The sequence below is a fragment of the Arthrobacter sp. 05L44 genome, assembly GCF_056397605.1.
Genome location: NZ_JBFTNS010000002.1, coordinates 628,140 through 646,391 on the forward strand (window position 1 = coordinate 628,140; position 18,252 = coordinate 646,391).

General features: G+C 69.1%; 14 protein-coding genes. 5 read left to right on the forward strand and 9 right to left on the reverse strand.

Going from position 1 to position 18,252, the window contains the following annotated elements; genetic code table 11:
• Nucleotides 1-27: 27 nt before the first annotated feature.
• From AC1DHY_RS08170 to AC1DHY_RS08190, 5 genes are all read left to right on the forward strand, one after another.
• Nucleotides 28-1,128 carry a threonine aldolase family protein gene (locus tag AC1DHY_RS08170; protein ID WP_476877791.1) on the forward strand — a complete coding sequence of 367 codons (1,101 nt, stop codon included), beginning with the start codon at nucleotides 28-30 and terminating at the stop codon, nucleotides 1,126-1,128.
• 70 nt (nucleotides 1,129-1,198) lie between these two features.
• Entirely contained in the window at nucleotides 1,199-1,843 is a 645-nt protein-coding gene (locus tag AC1DHY_RS08175; protein WP_476877770.1) for a DUF3000 domain-containing protein, read from the forward strand.
• A gap of 63 nt (nucleotides 1,844-1,906) precedes the next feature.
• The gene (locus tag AC1DHY_RS08180; RefSeq protein ID WP_476877769.1) at nucleotides 1,907-3,289 is read left to right on the forward strand and encodes an HRDC domain-containing protein; all 1,383 of its coding nucleotides are present in this window, start codon (nucleotides 1,907-1,909) and stop codon (nucleotides 3,287-3,289) included.
• Nucleotides 3,290-3,426: 137 nt separating this feature from the next.
• Nucleotides 3,427-4,686 (forward strand): thiolase family protein, encoded by a 1,260-nt coding sequence (locus AC1DHY_RS08185; RefSeq protein WP_476877768.1) that lies wholly within the window; start codon nucleotides 3,427-3,429, stop codon nucleotides 4,684-4,686.
• Nucleotides 4,683-6,848: a 3-hydroxyacyl-CoA dehydrogenase NAD-binding domain-containing protein gene (locus tag AC1DHY_RS08190; RefSeq protein WP_476877767.1), complete on the forward strand. Its 2,166-nt coding sequence runs from the start codon at nucleotides 4,683-4,685 to the stop codon at nucleotides 6,846-6,848. The genes AC1DHY_RS08185 and AC1DHY_RS08190 overlap by 4 nt, the downstream gene beginning before the upstream one ends.
• A gap of 76 nt (nucleotides 6,849-6,924) precedes the next feature.
• Here the strand turns inward: AC1DHY_RS08190 and AC1DHY_RS08195 are convergent, their stop codons facing one another.
• The 9 genes from AC1DHY_RS08195 to AC1DHY_RS08235 form a co-directional block, all read right to left on the reverse strand.
• On the reverse strand, nucleotides 6,925-8,472 hold the full coding sequence (locus AC1DHY_RS08195; protein WP_476903450.1) for an ABC transporter ATP-binding protein: 1,548 nt from the start codon (nucleotides 8,470-8,472) through the stop codon (nucleotides 6,925-6,927).
• Complete coding sequence (locus AC1DHY_RS08200; protein ID WP_476903451.1) at nucleotides 8,469-9,221, reverse strand: energy-coupling factor transporter transmembrane component T; 753 nt, start codon at nucleotides 9,219-9,221, stop codon at nucleotides 8,469-8,471. The genes AC1DHY_RS08195 and AC1DHY_RS08200 overlap by 4 nt, the downstream gene beginning before the upstream one ends.
• Before the next feature lie 3 nt (nucleotides 9,222-9,224).
• Nucleotides 9,225-10,055 (reverse strand): ECF transporter S component, encoded by an 831-nt coding sequence (locus tag AC1DHY_RS08205; protein ID WP_476877764.1) that lies wholly within the window; start codon nucleotides 10,053-10,055, stop codon nucleotides 9,225-9,227.
• Nucleotides 10,056-10,167: 112 nt separating this feature from the next.
• Nucleotides 10,168-11,184 (reverse strand): nucleoside hydrolase, encoded by a 1,017-nt coding sequence (locus tag AC1DHY_RS08210; RefSeq protein WP_476877790.1) that lies wholly within the window; start codon nucleotides 11,182-11,184, stop codon nucleotides 10,168-10,170.
• 72 nt (nucleotides 11,185-11,256) lie between these two features.
• Nucleotides 11,257-12,234, reverse strand: coding sequence for an aldo/keto reductase (locus tag AC1DHY_RS08215; RefSeq protein ID WP_476877763.1), 978 nt, complete (start codon nucleotides 12,232-12,234; stop codon nucleotides 11,257-11,259).
• A gap of 100 nt (nucleotides 12,235-12,334) precedes the next feature.
• Nucleotides 12,335-12,553, reverse strand: a complete 219-nt coding sequence (locus AC1DHY_RS08220) for a helix-hairpin-helix domain-containing protein (RefSeq protein WP_476877762.1) — start codon at nucleotides 12,551-12,553, stop codon at nucleotides 12,335-12,337.
• A 93-nt stretch (nucleotides 12,554-12,646) separates the two neighbouring features.
• Nucleotides 12,647-13,204, reverse strand: coding sequence for a hypothetical protein (locus AC1DHY_RS08225; protein WP_476877761.1), 558 nt, complete (start codon nucleotides 13,202-13,204; stop codon nucleotides 12,647-12,649).
• Between the two features lie 41 nt (nucleotides 13,205-13,245).
• On the reverse strand, nucleotides 13,246-15,219 hold the full coding sequence (gene dxs / locus AC1DHY_RS08230; RefSeq protein WP_476903485.1) for a 1-deoxy-D-xylulose-5-phosphate synthase: 1,974 nt from the start codon (nucleotides 15,217-15,219) through the stop codon (nucleotides 13,246-13,248).
• Nucleotides 15,220-15,350: 131 nt separating this feature from the next.
• On the reverse strand, nucleotides 15,351-18,164 hold the full coding sequence (locus AC1DHY_RS08235; RefSeq protein WP_476903452.1) for an aconitate hydratase: 2,814 nt from the start codon (nucleotides 18,162-18,164) through the stop codon (nucleotides 15,351-15,353).
• Nucleotides 18,165-18,252 lie beyond the last annotated feature (88 nt).

Sequence of the window (18,252 nt, forward strand, 5' to 3'; positions counted from 1 at the left end):
CCCTAAACTGAAAGTGTGAGCAACGAGATGACCACCACGGTCGAAACCACCACAGACACTGCCCCTGCCAGCGCCGCGGCGCGGCTCCACGATCCGTCGGTCCGGGGCTTCGCCTCGGACAACTACTCCGGTGTGCACCCCGAGGTCCTCGCGGCCCTGGCGGCCGCCAATGAGGGCCACCAGGTCTCCTACGGCGAGGACGACTACACCGCCCGGCTGCAGCAACTGATGGAGCAGCACTTCGGCGAGGGCATCGAATGCTTCCCCGTCTTCAACGGCACCGGCGCGAATGTCCTCTCGCTCCAGTCCCTGCTCCCCCGCTGGGGCGCGGTCATCTGCGCTTCCACCGCCCACATCAACATGGACGAGAACGGCGCCCCGGAGCGGATCGGCGGCATGAAGCTGCTCCAGGTCCCGACGCCGGACGGCAAACTCACCCCGGCCCTGATCGACCATGAAGCCTGGGGCTGGGGCGACGAACACCGCGCCCAGCCGCTGGCCGTCTCGATCACGCAGACCACGGAGCTCGGCACCTGCTACACCCCGGACGAGGTTCGCGCCATCGCCGAACACGTCCACTCCAAGGGCATGAAACTGCACATGGACGGTGCCCGCCTGGCCAACGCCGCGGCCCACCTCGGTGTCCCGCTGCGCGCCTTCACCCGCGACGCCGGCGTGGACATCCTTTCCTTCGGCGGCACGAAGAACGGGCTGTTGTTCGGCGAGGTGGTCATTGCGTTGAACCCGGAGGCTGCCCACGGCTTGTTGTTCCTGCGCAAAATGAACATGCAGCTGGCCTCCAAGATGCGGTTTATGTCCGCACAGTTTATCGCCCTGCTCGAGGGCGATCTCTGGCTGCGTTCGGCCTCGCACGCCAACGCGATGGCAACCCGGCTGCGCGCCGGCGTCGAGTCCATCCCGGGCGTCGAACTGAGCCAGCGCACCGAATCCAACGGTGTCTTCGCCGTCCTGCCCGCCGGCGTTGCCGACCGGCTGCGGAAGTCGTTCCGCTTCTACGACTGGAACGAAGCGAACCGCGAAGTCCGCTGGATGTGTTCCTTCGACACCACCGAGGACGACGTTGATTCCTTCATCGCCGCGGTCAAACGCGAGCTCGCGGACAGCTAGGATCGGACCCCGGTTCCGGCGGGCGGCGAGCCTGCCGGACCGGGACCACGCCCGTGCATAACCTTTCACTGTGAACGCACTCGACCAGGTTCCGGCGGATTTCCTCTTCGCCCTGGGGACCCTTCGATCAGCACGGTGCCGGAGCGAGCTGCGCCTGGACGAGATCCCGGCACCGGCCCGGCTCGCACCGTACGCTGTCGCGCTGGGCGCGGAGGTTGTGGTCCCCGGCGACGGTGCCTCCGGGGCGGTCCATGGCCCCGCCGCTGCTGCGCTGGCGCCGGCGTCCGGCAGCGACGACGTCGAACTCGCCACCGGCCGCTTTATCCTCCTGCACGATCCTGACGGCTCCGCAGTCTGGGACGGTCAGTTCCGCATCGTGACCTACATCCGCGCCCAGCTGGAACCGGACATGGGCAACGACGAAATGCTCGGCTCCGTGGCCTGGACCTGGCTCGTGGAGGCGCTGGAAACCCACCGCGCGCCGTACCGCTCGGCCGGCGGGACGGCCACCCGGGTGCTCTCGGAAAGCTTCGGCACCCTCGCCGGAAGGCCGGACACCATCGACATCGAACTGCGTGCATCCTGGACCCCCGAGGGCAAGGACATCACGGCCCACCTGGAGGCGTGGTCGGACATGGTGTGCACGTTCGCAGGCCTGCCGCCCCTGCCCGAAGGGGTCTCCGCACTGCCCCGCAGGCGTCCGCGGCTGTCATGACCGGACCCGGACCGACGCCGCTTCGGCCGCTAACGCCCGCGATGTCGGTAAACTGGGGTCATCATGACCCCTCATAATCCGGAAACCACCACCGCGGGCCCGTCCACCACTGCAGCGGCCGCCACGGCCGCCGGCGCATCGGAGGCCGCGGAAACCCCGGCCCACATCACGGTGGAAGGCTTCGACAGCCTGGTCCCCGAGGTCATCGACCTCGACGCCCCCCGTGACGGCGTGCCCCTTGTCATCGAGACCCGGTCAGGACTGGAACGCTGCGCCGCGGCCCTCGCCGCAGGGCACGGCCCCGCCGGGGTGGACGCGGAGCGGGCCTCCGGATTCCGCTACGGCCAGCGCGCCTTCCTCGTCCAGATCCGGCGCGAAGGCGCCGGCACCTGGCTGATCGACCCCGAGCCCTTCGGCGACCTCAGCATCATCAACGACGCGCTGCGCGGGGTCGAATGGATCCTGCACGCGGCCAGCCAGGACCTCCCCTGCCTGTCCGAACTCGGGATGTGGCCGGACAAACTCTTCGACACCGAGCTCGCCGCACGCCTGGCCGGCCTGCCGCGCGTGGGCCTCGCCGCGGTCATCGAACAGCTCCTCGGCTTCGGCCTGGCCAAGGAACATTCGGCCGCCGACTGGTCGACCCGGCCGTTGCCGGAGCCCTGGCTGCGCTACGCGGCCCTCGACGTCGAGGTCCTCACGGAACTTCGCGAGGAGCTGATCGAGCTCCTCACCGCCGACGGCAAACTGGACTACGCGGAACAGGAATTCGCCGCGATCCTTGAGGCCGGCCAGGCTCCTCCGCGGGTGGACCCGTGGCGCAAGACCTCCGGACTGCACCAGATCCGTGACCGCCGGCAGCTCGCCGCGGTCCGCGAACTCTGGCTGGAGCGTGACTCCCTAGCCCAGAAGCGCGACGTCGCCCCGGGCCGGCTCATCCCCGATTCCTCCCTGGTGGCCGCGGCCAAGGCCATGCCCAGCACGGTCCCGCAGCTGCTCGGCACCAAGGGCTTCCACGGCCGCGCGGCCCAGCGCGAGGCCCCGCGCTGGCTGCGCTGCATCAGCACCGCCCGCACCCTGGAGGAGCTGCCGCCGCTGCACCTGCCCACGAACGCTCCCCCGCCGCCGCGCGTCTGGGCGGACCGGGACCCGGAGGCCGCGGCACGCCTGGCCACGGCCCGGCCCAAACTGCAGGCCCTGGCCGAGGAACTGAACCTGCCGGTGGAAAACCTGCTGACCCCGGATTACCTGCGCCGCGTGGCGTGGCGTCCGCCGGCGGAAATCAGCGAGGAAGGCATCGCCGAAGAGCTCCAGAACCTGGGCGCCCGGCTCTGGCAGATCCAGCTGGCCACGCCGCTGATCACCGAGGCGTTCCTGAACCCCCAGCCGGTGCCGCCCAAGGAACCCAAAGCAGCCCCGGCTGAGGCTCCGGGCGCCGGTTCCTGACCGGCCGGCCACTACTCCTTGCCAGCTATGTTACTGATGAGTAACATAGCTAGGGATGCCGCCAGGATCATCCTGTGCCGCGCCGTCACCGGCAGCGGCCTGGATTCCGGCACCCATGTCTCAATGAGGAGTAATACGTGAGCCAAGCCAGCAGCGCAAAGCAGGGCACCGGAAGCCCCCGTGCCGTCCGCGACGTCGTGTTTGTCGACGGCGTCCGCACCCCCTTCGGCCGCGCCGGCGAGAAGGGCATTTACGCCGGCACCCGCGCCGATGACCTTGTGGTCAAATGCATCCGCGAACTTATGCGCCGCAACCCGTCACTGCCGCCCGAGCGCATCGATGAGGTAGCCATCGCCGCCACCACCCAGACCGGTGACCAGGGCCTGACCATCGGCCGCACCGCGGCCCTGCTCGCCGGGCTCCCCCGGACCGTTCCCGGCTTCGCGATCGACCGGATGTGTGCCGGCGCCATGACCGCCGTGACCACCACGGCCAGCGGCATCGGTTTTGGGGCGTACGACGTCGTCATTGCCGGCGGCGTCGAACACATGGGCAACCACCCGATGGGCGCGGGCGCGGACCCGAACCCGCGCTTTATGTCCGAGCGGATCGTGGACCCCGCCGCCCTGAACATGGGAAACACCGCGGAGAACCTGCACGACCGGTTCCCCGCCATCACCAAGGACCGCACGGACGCCTACGCCGTGGCCTCCCAGGACAAGCTGGCCGCCGCCTACGCCAAGGAACAGATCCAGCCGGACCTGGTGCCCGTCGCCACCATGAAGCCGGGCCAGGGCTGGGCCGTGAACACCGTGGATGAGCCGCCGCGCCCGGGCACCTCAGTGGAGGACCTCGCCGCGCTGCGCACCCCGTTCCGCGCGCACGGCCGGGTCACCGCCGGGAACGCCGCCGGCCTCAACGACGGCGCCACCGCCGCGCTCCTGGCCTCCGCCGATGCCGCAGAGGAACTTGGCCTGCCGGTGAAGATGCGCCTGGTCAGCTACGCCTTCGCCGGCGTCGAACCCGAAGTCATGGGCATCGGCCCGGTCCCGGCCACCGAGAAGGCCCTCAAAAACGCCGGACTGGGCATCGAGGACATCGGCCTGTTCGAGATCAACGAGGCCTTCGCCGTCCAGGTGCTCAGCTTCCTGGACCACTTCGGCATCGCCGACGACGACCCCCGCGTCAACCGCTACGGCGGCGCGATCGCCGTGGGACACCCGCTGGCCTCCTCCGGCGTCCGGCTGATGAACCAGCTCGCCCGGCAGTTCGAGGAAGACCACAGCGTCCGCTTCGGCATGACCACCATGTGCATCGGCCTCGGCATGGGGGCGACCGTCATTTGGGAAAACCCGCACCACGCCGACTACACCACCCAGACTGGAGCCGCAGCATGAGCGCCGCCGATTTCCACAAACTTGCCGAGCTGTTCCCGCAGGAAACCGTGACGCACTCCTACGTCCAGGACATCCAGCTCCCCGCCGTCAACGGCACGAGCCCCGGCACGTTTGCCCTGGTGACCCTGGACAACGGCCTGGACCACTCCAAACCCACCACCCTGGGCCCGAACACCCTGATCGAACTCGGCACCGTACTCGAGGGGCTGCGGGACCGTGCGGCACGCGGCGAGATCGTTGGCGTCGGGGTCACCGGCAAGCCGTACTTCCTGGTGGCCGGGGCGGACCTGTCCACGGTCAAGTCCGTCAGCGGCCGGGAGCAGGGCCTCTGGATGGCCCAGCTCGGCCACGACGTCTACGCCACCCTGGCCAACCTCGGTGTGCCCAGCTTCGCGGTCATCAACGGCCTGGCACTGGGCGGCGGGCTGGAAATTGCCCTGCAGTCCACCTACCGCACGGTCTCCACCGGGGCCGGCGCGCTGGCCCTGCCGGAAGCGTTCATCGGGCTGATCCCGGGCTGGGGCGGCGTCTACATCCTGCCGCGGCTGATCGGGCCGGAGAACGCCGTAAAGGTGATGATCGAGAACCCGCTGAGCAACAACCGCACCCTCACCGGCCCGCAGGCCTACGAGCTCGGCGTGGCCGACGCCATCTTCGAACCCGCCGACTTCGTGGAGCAGTCCGTTGCCTGGGCCGCGCAGGTCATTGCCGGTGCCGTGAGCCCCGAGAGGGCCAACGCCGTCGATCCCGCCGCCCCGGAGGTCGCCGAACGCTGGGCGGCGTCCGTTGCCGCCGGCCGCGCCTTCGTGGAGGCCAAGACCTCCAACGCCTCTCCCGCCCCGGCCAAGGTGCTGGACGTGCTGGAAGCCAACCGCACCCTGACCCAGTCCGAATCCGCGGAACTCGAATGCGAGACCCTGGCGGACCTGATGCAGACGGACGAATTCCGCTCCACCGTCTACGCCTTCCTGGACCTCGTGCAGCGCCGCTCCAAGCGCCCGGCCGGCGCCCCGGACCGCAAGCTCGCACGCCCGGTGACGAAGATCGGCGTCGTCGGCGCAGGGCTGATGGCCAGCCAGCTCGCCCTGCTCTTCGCCCGCCAGCTCAAGGTCCCCGTGGTGATGACGGACATCGACCAGGCCCGGGTGGACAAGGGCGTGGGCTACGTCCACGCCGAGGTGGATAAGCTGCTGGCGAAGAAGCGGATCAGCGCGGACGCCGCCAACCGGACCAAGGCCCTGGTCAGCGGCTCGGTGTCCAAGGAGGCCTTCGCCGACGCCGACTTTGTGATCGAGGCGGTGTTCGAGGAGCTCAACGTCAAGAAGCAGGTGTTCAAGGAGGTCGAGGCGATCGTCTCGCCGGAATGCATCCTGGCCACCAACACCTCGTCACTCTCCGTCACGGCCATGGCCGAGGATCTGCAGTACCCGGAGCGCCTGGTGGGATTCCACTTCTTCAACCCGGTGGCTGTGATGCCGCTGCTGGAAATCGTCCGGGCGCCGAAGACCGACGACGCCGTCCTGGCCACCGCGTTCGAGCTCGCCAAAGGCCTGAAGAAGTCCGCCGTGCTGGTCAAGGACGCGGCCGCCTTTGTGGTCAACCGGCTCCTGCTGCGGCTGATGGGCGAAGTGACCGCGGCCTTTGACGAGGGCACCCCGGCCGAGGTGGCGGACAACGCCCTGCGGCCGATGGGCCTGCCGATGACACCCTTCACCCTCGGCGCCATGGTGGGCCTGCCGGTGGCGCAGCACGTGCAGGAGTCCCTGCACGCCGCGTTCGGGGACCGATTTACGGTCTCGCGGAACCTGCAGGCGCTGATCGAGAACGGCATCACCTCGATCTGGGATCCGGCGTCGGTGAAGGCCGGCAAGCCCGTCATTCCGGCCGAAACCCTGGCCCTGATGACGTTCGGCGACTCGCCGTCGACCGCCGACGAGGTGCTGCGCCGCACGCAGGACGCCCTCGCGGAGGAGATCGGACTGATGCTGGCCGAGGGCGTTGTGGCCGGCCCGGAGGACATCGACCTTTGTATGATCCTCGGTGCAGGCTGGCCGATGTTCCTCGGCGGCATCACCCCGTACCTGGACCGGGTGGGCGCCTCCGAGCGCGTCACCGGCAAGAAGTTCCTGGCACCGGGGGTGGCTTCGGAGCCCGCCTCCTGAGCACCCGCCTCCTGATCACCCTCCGCCCAGCGCGCAGCCGTCCCGTCCTTCCGGCCGGGACGGCTGCGCCGTTTTGTCAGGCCTCCCGCAGGCGCCCGCAGTCGAGCGCCAGGACCCTGTGGGAGTTGGCCCGGGCGTAGGCGGCGTCGTGGGTGACCATTACGACCCCGGCGCCCCGCGCCGCCGCCGCCGTGATCGCGTCGTGCAGCCGGTCGAGGCCGTGCCGGTCCAGCCCCACCGTGGGTTCGTCCAGGGCGATCAGGGCGGGCCTCCGGGCAAGGACCGTGGCGAGGGCCAGCAGCCTTTGCCGGGACGACGGCAGTTCCGCAGGATGCGTTTGGGCGGCATCGGCAAGCCCGACGGTGGCCAGCGCCTCACGGGCCTGCTCCGCCGCGGCGGCGGCACCGACAAGACGGCGCAGCCCGAAACCGGCCTCCCGCAGCACAGTCCGCTCGAAGAGCTGGTCCCGCGGCTGCTGGAAGAGCAATCCGGCCGATGCCGCGATCCGGCCCGTGGGAACTCCGGCAATGGATTGGCCCAGCACGCGGACATCGCCTGCCTGCGGCCGGAGCAGACCGTTGATGTGCCGCAGGAGCGTGGATTTACCGGTGCCGTTGGGGCCGGTAATGGCGACGATTTCGCCGGCTCTAACGGTGAGGTCCAGGCCGGACAGCAGGTCCGGGGCGTCCGTGTGCCCGGCAGGAGCGTCTCCGGCCGGGTACCGGAAGCTGATCCCCCGCAGTTCCAGGACGGGGGCTCCGGTGCCGGGTCCCAGATCCGGAGGCAGCGGAGCGTGTATGCCGTCGACTACGACGGCGGCATCGCGCAGGGCGGTGCCCCTCGCAACGTCGGCGGGCCGGCCTTCCGCCGTCATGGTTCCGTTGTTCAGGACCAGCCAGTGCCCGGCGCTGCGGGCCAGCGCGTCCGCGGCCTGGGTCAGCAGGATGACGGCGGTCCCGGCCTCGAGCAGCCCGTCCAGCAGTGTCCGGAACTGGCCGGCCCCGGCCGCGTCCAGCGAGGCGAGGGGTTCGTCGAGTACCAGCACCTCCGGGCCCGCGATGACGGCGCAGCCGAGGGCCAGGCGCCGGAGCTCGCCGCCGGAGAGCCGGGCCGGGTCGCGGTCCAGCAGCTCGGACAGTCCCGTCTGCCGCGCAGTGTGGGCCACCTGCCGGAGCATGTCGGGACGGGGCACACCGCGGTTCTCCAGCCCGAACGCCAGTTCTTCGGCCACCGTGGTGCGCACCGTGGAGAGAATCGCGGCGGCGTCCTGGGGCACGTAGCCCACCCTGGCCGACCAGGCCGCAGGGTTCACCCGGGGATCGTCGCTGCCGCCGTTGAACTGCAAGCTTTCCGCGCCAAGGGCCAAGCTGCCGCGCAGGACCCCGGAGTGGCCGGCCCGGAGCCAGCCGGCGAGCAGTTTGCCCAACGTGGTCTTGCCGCTGCCGGAGCCGCCCAGGACGGCTGTGAGCGTGCCGGGCCGGACGTCGAGCCGCACGTCCCGCAGCGCGTCGGCGTCGTCGCCGTGGAAGCTGAAGCTGCCGATGTGCGCGGCAAGCGCGGGGCCGGCGGGAACCGGCGCCGACCCTGCACGCCCCTGCGCGGGCAACGGCTGCCCCCCGTTCACGAGGGCACCGCGGCGGGCCAGGCGGTGATGAGCCGGACGACGACGGCGGCCGTGGCCAATGCCAGGGCGGCGGCCCGGAAGATACGCTGCCCGGCGGGGTCCGGCAGTTCCCGGTAGCTGGTCCGTGGACCGGGTCCGCCGAAGCCCCTGGCGTCCAGGGCCTGTGCCCTGACACCGGCGTCCTCGACCAGGCCCAGGACCAGCGGCACGGCCTGCAGCCGGGCGGCGGCAATCCGGGGCACGAGTCCGCGCCGGATCACGAGTCCCCGGGCCTCCTGGGCCTGCCGGATCCGTTCGAGCCGGCGGCCCATGGCCGGGATCAGCGACAGGGTGGAGGCGATCACGAAGCTTGCCTGCGGCGGGATGCGCCGCGCGGCCAGGGCGGTCAGGAGGTCAGGGACCCGGACCGTGAAGGAGAACAGCAGGAAGACCAAGACACATGCGGCCGTTCGGGCGGCCAGCTCAAGGCCAAAGCTGAGCCCCTCGGCTGTTACCCGGGCCGACCCCCACTGGGCCAGGACGGTCCGGCCCTCCGGGAAGAACAAGCCGTGCAGCAGGAGCAGGGACAGGAACAGCGGCGCCAGGATAGCCGCAGCGCTCCCGAGCACCCGTAGCGCCACCCGGGCACGTGCCGCGAGCAGCACGGCGGCCAGCGCCACGGCGACGGACACCGCCCAGTTGCCGGCCGCCGTCGTGATGACAGCCGCGCAGCCGGCCGCGGTCAGCGCCGTCAACGGGTGCAGGCGCATGACTCAGTCAGCGGGCGTCGCGGGGGCCTTGCCGGCGAGGACCCGGAAGCGGCGGACAAACGCGAACTGGAAGGTGGTCCGTCGGGGCAGGGCGTAGGCCAGGAGCGCCGCGATGGTGAAGACGATCGCCTTGTCCATCGGGTCCGAAATGAGGGCCTGCTTGGTGATTGCGGCCAGGAGGGTGTCCCCCATTGCCCGGAAGGCGCTGACGATGGCGCCGGTGCCCAGCCCTGAGGTGCCCCCGAAGACGAAGGCCGCGATCGGCGCAGACACAACGCCCGCGAGGATGCCGGTCACAAAGCCGGCCACGGGCGCGAGGTAGAAGCGGCGGAAGAGTCCGGCGCGGGCCGCCATGCCCGCGAGGAAGCCGATCAGGGCCGCGCCGGCGGCGAAGGGAAGCACCGTGGGGTTGAAAAAGGACCAGGCGATGCTGCCGAGCACGCCGGTGGCGGCGCCGGCTGCCGGTCCCGCGAGGACGGCGATCAGGACGGTGCCGATCGCGTCCAGGTAGAACGGCAGGCCGGTGTTGCCCATCAACTGGCCGAGGCCCACGTTCAGCACGATCGCGACCGGCATCAGGACCAAAGTGGAGGTGGGCAGGACGGGAAGCACGGCCACAAGGAGCAGCACTGCGCCCAGCAGGAACCCGCCGAGGGCTACCAGGGCGGAGAAGCTGGTGGGCCCGTTCGCGATGTCCGCGGGCTGCGTGAGGACCAGGAACACGTAGGTGGCGGCGATGGCCACGGCACCGGCGATTTCAAGCAGCCGGCGCCGGCGGGGTGCCGTTCCGGTCCCGGAACCGGCTGCGGGGAGGGTGAGGGGCTGCTGTGACATGGGAAGGGTCCTTAGGCGTGGTTGTGCAACGTCCGCCTCATGTCACCTCGGCGCAGCTATCATCTTAGCGATCCGCGGGCCCGCCCGGGAACACGGACGGGCCTCGGCAGTGCTACCGGCCGTCCAGGGTGCGCGCCAGGGCGCCCACGGAGGAGATCAGCTCGTCGAAGCAGTGTTCCGGGTTGTTCCCCGTCACGATCCTGGCGTTCGGCGCCAGGCCCCAGAGCCCGCGGAAGTCAGCCACCGTGGTCCCGGCCAGCAAGGGCGAGTCCGTCTCGACGTCCACCGTGGCCAGCCGGGTGCTGAACGGGGTGCGTTCGACGGCGGCACAGGCGGCGAAGGCGTCGTGCATGTGCGCGATGTAGCCCTGGTCGTAAAGTCGGTGGAACTCCATGTAGAACCGGATCGCATCTGACAGGCAGGCCACCAGCGGGCTGCTGGACCGGCTGCGCTGGCCCTCCGGCTGGTCCGGCAGCACTAGCTCGGGTTCCGCGGCCCCGGCGGCCTCACCCAGGAGCCGCAGATGTGCCGGCACCATTTCGATGCGCTCGGTGGATTCCAGCGCGCACACCACCGGGAGTTTCTCCTCGGGCAGCCCGCGGTAGGCGGCGTAGACCTCCTTGGCGGCGTGGGGGTCCACCGCGGTGTTCCACTCCGCCGTCGGCGTGGTGTTGCCCTGGTAGTAGAAGCTGCCGCCCATGATGACCAGGCCCTTGAGCAGCCGCGGCAGTTCCGGCTCCCGGCGCAGGGCGAGGGCGAAGTTGGTCAGCGGACCGGTGATCAGCCCGGTGATTTCCCCGGGATGCGCCCGGGCCTCCTCCACCCAGACGTCGACGGCGTGGCGCTGCGAGATCGGCTGGGCGGGGGCGGGCAGCTCGGCGTAGCCGATCCCCTGCGGGCCGTGGGTCTCTTCGGTGGTCACGAGCGGTATCTGCAGCGGGACCTCCGCGCCGGTCGCCACCTCGATCCCCTGCCGCCCGCACAGCTCCAGCAGGGACAAACTGTTCAGGGCCACCTGGCGCGCCCCGACGTTCCCGGCAGTACAGGTGATCGCCTGCAGCCGCACCTCGGGCCGGGACAGCAGGTAGACGATGGCCAGGGCGTCGTCGATCCCGGTATCGACGTCCATCAGGATCCGGCGGACGTCGGTGTCGGTTTCAGGCACGCGCGGGCTCGGAACGATGCTGCTCACTCCGGCGGCTCAGAACAGGGCGACTTTGGGCGTGCGCGGGAAGATCTGGTCGAGTTCGGCGAGCTCCGCGGCGTCCGGGACCCAAGCGACCGCGGCCGCGTTCTGCCGGACCTGTTCGGGCCGGGTGGCGCCGGCAATGACGCTGCTGACGGAGGGCTGCGCGGCAAGCCAGGAGAACGCCACCTGGATCTCGTTCAGGTCCCGCTCAGCGGCGAAGGCCGAGAACTTGGCGAGCTGGTCCCAGTCGGCGTCGTGGACGAGGTTGGTGCGGGTGTGGCTGAGCCGCGACCCCTCCGGCGCCTGCCCCTTCGAGTACTTGCCGGTGAGCAGGCCGTTGGCCAGGGGGAAGTACGGCAGCACCCCGAGGCCGTAGGCTTCGGCGGCCGGGGTGACTTCCAGTTCGGCGCGGCGGTCCAGCAGGTTGTAATGGTTCTGGCTGGAGATGAAGCGCGCCCCGCCCCGGTTGTGGGCCACGAATTCGGCCTCCGCGATCTGCCAGCCGGCCCGGTTGGAGTGGCCGATGTAGCGGACTTTGCCGCTGGTGACGAGCTCGTCGAGGGCGGCGAGGGTCTCGTCGATAGGGGTCAGCGGATCCGGGGTGTGGAACTGGTACAGGTCGATCCAGTCCGTGCCGAGCCGACGCAGGGACGCCTCGGCCGCGCTGACGATGTAGCGGCGGGAACCGCGGGCGCCGAAGTCGTTGCCGTTGGCCCCGCGCATGTCCATGCCGAATTTGGTGCCGATGATGGCGTCCTCGCGCCGGCCGGCGAGGGCCTTGCCCAGCATTGTTTCGCTGAGGCCCGGCTCGCGGCCGTAGGCGTCGGCGACGTCGAAGAACGTGATCCCGGCGTCCAGGGCGGCATGCACGACGGCGTCGGTCCCCTCCTGGGACTCGGTGGCGGTGTTCGCGCGGCCCAGGTTGTTGCACCCGAGGCCCACGGCAGAGACGGTCAGTCCGGAATTTCCCACACGGCGGTAATCAGTCATGGGATTCAGCCTATAACGGCGGCGGTCGGCGGCCCGTCAGGCCAAGGAGGTGCCGGCGGCGTCAGCCCGCGGAGGCGGCGGGCACGCGGGGTGGGGTGCCTTATCCGGCCGGCAGTTCGAGCCCGTGCTCATCCATGGCGTCCTGGAGCTGGGCGAGGGTGCGCGGGCAGACGCCCGGCATCCCGGTCAGTCGGCGGCGGCCCAGTTCCCGGACGTGTTCCAGGGTTTCCACCCCGGCGTGGGCGAGCGACTTGCGCGCCGGCGCCGCCAGGCCCGCGGGAAGTGGAGTGCTGCCGGGTCGAGGGGTTTTTCGCGTCATTGCGTAGCCTTCCGGTCGTTTGCCCCCAATTGGGTGTGAGCCGTGCCCGGCTCCGTTCGGGTGGTCACGGGCCGGCATCGCCGGCCGCGTCGCCTACAGCGAGAAACTATTGGCCGGTTTGGCCGAGTGTTTGAGCTTGAATTCCGTCCCGCCGAAGGGGGCGGCGCCGATGCTGAGCTTGGTGAAGTCCAGGTCCTCGCCGCGGATGCAGACCTTGATGGCATTGACGGTCTTGTTGACGTCCGGGGTGAGGCAGAAGATGTTGAGCTTCGCGTCCGCGAACTCGGAACGGTCCACCACTCCCAGGCCGCGCCAGGCGAGGTGGCTGATCAGGGCGTCCTTCGCCTTTTCCTCGAGGTAACGGTCCCGGCTGGTGCCGTCCTTGGTCTTGAGCGCGTACTGCGCCACCACCCAGAACTGGTCCTCGTCGGGGATCTCCGCGTACCCGTCTTCGGCGCATTGCGCGGCGAAGGCCTCCATCAGTCCTTCGCCGGCGGCGGCGTCCGCAGCCTCGGTCTCCTCGGTCTTGCTCTGGTGCCCGACGACGCCGTGGTTCATCACGAACTCGTTGTACTCCTCGTCGATCCAGGCCTCCCGGAAAAGCAGGGTCCCTTCGTCGTCGCGCTTGTAGACCCGGATAATGCCGCTCACGGCTGTCCCTTCGTTAATTGACACAAGATCGGCGTTGACTGTCACAGGATCGGCAGGCTGCCGGTGCTGGGGTGCTGCTGACCGGGCAGCGGCCGGGCGAACGGCACCTTGGTCCCAAGGACCTGGGCGACGACGTCGTGCGTGATTTGCTGGGCAGTCAGGCCCACCCGTTCGAGCACCTGGCTCCGGCTGCCGTGGTCCAGGAACTCCACCGGGAGGCCGACCTCATTGAGTGCCGTGTCCACCCCGGCGGCCCGCATTTCCTGGCGGATGCGGGATCCAACGCCGCCGGCTCGGACGCCGTCCTCGATGCAGATGACCAGGCGGTGGTGCGAGGCGAGGGCTATGACGGAGCGGGGCACCGGCAGGACCCAGCGCGGGTCCACGACCGTGGAGCTGATGCCCTGGGCGCCCAGCCGGTTCGAGACGTCCAGCGCGAGTTCGGACATGGCACCGACGCTGACGATCAGGACGTCGTTCTCGTTTGACCCTGCCGGCCGGCGGGCCAGGATGTCGACGCCGTCGCCCAGCCGTTCGACGGCCTCGACTTCGGCACCCACGGTGCCCTTGGAGTAGCGGATGACGGTCGGGGCGTCCTCGATGGCCACGGCCTCGCGCAGCTCCTCGCGGAGCCGGGACGCGTCGCGGGGCGCCGCGAGGTGCAGGCCCGGCACTATCTGGACCATGGCCATGTCCCACATGCCGTGGTGGCTGGCGCCGTCGGGTCCGGTTACGCCGGCCCGGTCCAGGACCACCGTGACGCCGGCTTTGTGCAGGGCCACGTCCATCAGCAGCTGGTCGAAGGCACGGTTCAGGAAGGTCGCGTAGACGGCCACCACCGGGTGCAGGCCGCCGAACGCCATGCCTGCGGCGGAGGTCAGGGCGTGCTGCTCGGCGATGCCGACGTCGAACACCCGGTCCGGGTGACGGGCGGCGAACTTGTGCAGTCCCACCGGGATCAGCATGGCCCCGGTGATGCCGACGATGTCTTTCCGCTCGTCCGCAATGTCCGCGATCTCATCGGCGAAGACGGAGGTCCAGGACTTCGCCCCGCCCGCTTCGGTGGGCTCCCCGGTTTCGGGGTCGATGATGCCCACGGCGTGGAACTGGTCCGCCTCATGGGCCCGGGCCGGCGCGTAGCCGTGGCCCTTTTCGGTCATGGCATGGACGATCACGGGGCCGGCGTAGGTCTTGGCCGTGGCAAGGGCATTTTCCATGGCCTGGAGGTTGTGGCCGTCCACCGGGCCGATGTACTTCATGCCGAGGTCCTCGAACATGCCCTGGGGTGCCCACCAGTCCTTGATGCCCTTCTTCATTGCATGCAGGCTCTTGTAGGTGAACTGGCCCACCGGGCCGCCGCTCTGCAGCCGCTTTTTCCACCAGTCCAGGGCGCCCTCGTAGGCGGGGGCCGCGCGGAGCGAATCGATCGTGGGGCGCAGTGACGCGAGGTAGTCCGCGACGCCGCCGACGGTCGGCGCGTAGGACCGGCCGTTGTCATTCACGACGATCACGACGCGGCGCTTCTTGTCCGCGGCGATGTTGTTGATGGCCTCCCAGGCCATACCGCCGGTCAGCGCACCGTCACCGACGACGGCGATGACGTACCGGTCGCCGTCGCCCGTCAGCTGCCGGGCGCGGGAGATCCCGTCAGCCCAGGACAGCGAGGAGGACGCGTGCGAGCTTTCGACGATGTCGTGCTCGGATTCGGCGCGGTCCGGGTAGCCGGAGAGGCCGCCCTGCTGCCGGAGGGTACTGAAGTCCTGCCGGCCGGTGAGGAGTTTGTGCACGTACGACTGGTGGCCGGTGTCGAAAACGATGCTGTCGCGCGGGGAATCGAAGATCCGGTGCACCGCGATGGTCAGTTCAACGACGCCTAGATTGGGCCCGAGGTGGCCTCCCGTCTGGGAAACGTTGCCGATCAGGAACTCCCTGACCTCGGCCGCCAGCTGGTCCAGCTGCGCCTGGGACAACTTGCTCAGGTCCTGCGGATTCCGGATGGTCTCCAAAATTCCCAACGGCCCCTCCTTGCGGGTAGTAGACATGCCTTTTAACTCTAACGCCTCGGAGCCGGGCCGGGTGCCGGAACGCGGAAGCCCCGGTCCGTCGGGACGGACCGGGGCTTTCGGGTGGTGCTGCTCTGTCTCCGCTAGCTAGCGGAGATCTGGCGCAGCACGTACTGCAGGATGCCGCCGTTGCGGTAGTAGTCGGCTTCACCCGGGGTGTCGATGCGCAGGACGGCATCGAACGAGGTGGTGGAGCCGTCTTCGGCCGTGGCGGTGACCTTCAGGGTCTTCGGCGTGGTGCCTTCGTTGAGGGCGGTGACGCCTTCGACGGAGAACGTTTCCGTGCCGTTCAGGCCCAGGCTGGCGGCGTTTTCGCCGGCCGGGAACTGCAGCGGCAGGACGCCCATACCGATCAGGTTGGAGCGGTGGATACGCTCGTAGCTTTCCGCGACGACTGCCTTGACGCCCAGTAGCGCGGTGCCCTTGGCGGCCCAGTCGCGGGACGAGCCGGAACCGTACTCCTTGCCGGCCAGGACCACCAGCGGGGTGCCCGCGGCCTGGTAGTTCTGCGCGGCGTCGTAGACGTAGGCCTGCGGGCCATCAGCCTGCGTGAAGTCGCGGGTGAAGCCGCCTTCCACGCCGTCGAGGAGCTGGTTCTTGATCCGGATGTTGGCGAAGGTGCCGCGGATCATGACTTCGTGGTTGCCACGGCGCGAGCCGTAGGAGTTGAAGTCCTTGCGCTCCACACCGTTGGCCAGCAGGTACTGTCCGGCCGGGGTGTCCGACTTGAAGGAACCGGCCGGGGAGATGTGGTCAGTGGTGACCGAGTCGCCGAGCTTGAGCAGTACGCGCGCCCCGGTGATGTCCTGGACGGGCTCCGGCTGCGCCTGCATGCCCTCGAAGTACGGGGGCTTCCGGACGTAGGTGGACTTCTCGTCCCAGGCGAAGGTGTCACCGGCCGGGGTGTCGAGCGCCTTCCAGCGGTCGTCACCCTCGAAGACGCCTTCGTAGCCGCGGGCGAACATGCCCTTGTCAATCGAGGAGTCGATGACCTGCTGGACCTCGACGGGGTTCGGCCAGATGTCCTTCAGGAAGACGTCGTTGCCGGCCTCGTCCTGGCCCAGGGCGTCGTTCTCGAAGTCGAAGTCCATGGTTCCGGCCAGGGCGTAGGCGATGACCAGCGGCGGGGAGGCCAGGTAGTTCATCTTGACGTCCGGGTTGATCCGGCCTTCGAAGTTGCGGTTGCCGGAAAGGACGGCCGTCACGGAAAGATCGTTGGCCTGGATGGCCTCAGAGATCTCCGCGTCGAGCGGTCCGGAGTTACCGATGCAGGTGGCGCAACCGTACCCGACGATGTAGAAGCCGAGCTTCTCCAGATAAGGGGTCAGGCCCGACTTGTTGTAGTAGTCGGTGACGACCTTCGAGCCCGGGGCCACGGAGGTCTTGACCCACGGCTTGGAGGTGAGGCCCTTGTCGACGGCGTTGCGGGCCAGCAGTGCCGCGGCCAGCATCACGGACGGGTTGGAGGTGTTGGTGCAGGAGGTGATCGAGGCGATCGACACCGCCCCGTGGTCCAGTTCGAACTCGCGGCCGTCGGCGGTCTTGACGGCCACCGTCTTGGACGGGCGGCCGTTGGACTTCGGGCCGTGTCCGTGCGGTGCCTGCTCCGTGAGGTGCGTCGCCGAGGCGGTGAACGAAGGCGAGTCGGAGGCCGGGAAGCTCTCGTCGATGGCTTCGTCCAGGCTGCCGTCTGCGAGGTCTTCCTTCACGTAGTTGCGCAGGTCCTCGCGGAACTGGGCCTTGGACTCGGTGAGGATGATGCGGTCCTGCGGGCGCTTCGGGCCGGAGATCGACGGGACAACCGTCGAGAGGTCCAGCTCAAGGTACTCGGAGAACTTGATCTCCCGGGAAGGATCGTGCCAGAGGCCCTGTTCCTTCGCGTAGGCCTCCACGAGGGCCACGTTCTCGTCCGAGCGGCCGGTGAGCCGCAGGTAGTCGAGGGTGACATCGTCGATCGGGAACATTGCGGCGGTGGAGCCGAATTCCGGGCTCATGTTGCCGATGGTGGCGCGGTTGGCCAGCGGCACGGCCGCGACGCCTTCGCCGTAGAACTCCACGAACTTGCCGACCACACCGTGCTGGCGCAGCTGTTCGGTGATCGTCAGCACAACGTCGGTAGCGGTGGCGCCGGCCGGGATGGATCCGGTCAGCTTGAAGCCAACGACGCGCGGGATCAGCATGGAGACGGGCTGGCCGAGCATTGCTGCCTCGGCTTCAATTCCGCCGACGCCCCAGCCGAGCACGCCCAGGCCGTTGACCATGGTGGTGTGCGAGTCAGTACCGACGCAGGTGTCCGGGTAGGCGCGGAGGGCGCCGTCGACGTCGCGGGTCATAACGGTGCGGGCCAGGTATTCGATGTTCACCTGGTGCACGATGCCGGTTCCCGGCGGCACAACCTTGAAGTCGTCGAACGCGGTCTGGCCCCAACGCAGGAACTGGTACCGCTCGCCGTTGCGCTGGTACTCGATCTCCATGTTGCGCTCCAGCGCGCCGGAGTTGCCGAAGGCGTCGATCTGGACGGAGTGGTCAATGACCATTTCCGCCGGCGCCAGGGGGTTGACCCGCTTGGGGTCGCCGCCGAGTTCCTTGACGGCCTCCCGCATGGTGGCGAGGTCAACAACGCAGGGCACGCCAGTGAAGTCCTGCATGATCACGCGCGCCGGCGTGAACTGGATTTCAGTGTCGGGCTCGGCGTTGGGATCCCAACCGGCCAGTGCTCGGACGTGATCGGCCGTGATGTTGGCGCCGTCCTCAGTCCTCAACAGGTTTTCAAGCAATACCTTGAGGCTGAACGGAAGGTTTTCTGCACCTTCAACGGAGTTCAACCGGAAAATTTCGTATTCGGTACCGGCTACATTAAGTTTGCCTTTTGAACCGAAGCTGTCCACAATGCTCATCGCAGGACTCCTCTCGCAACAGTTTCATCTTTGTCGCGCCGCAGACCCCTTGCTAGTTAGGTCATCCTAACTAAGACATGACCGTCTG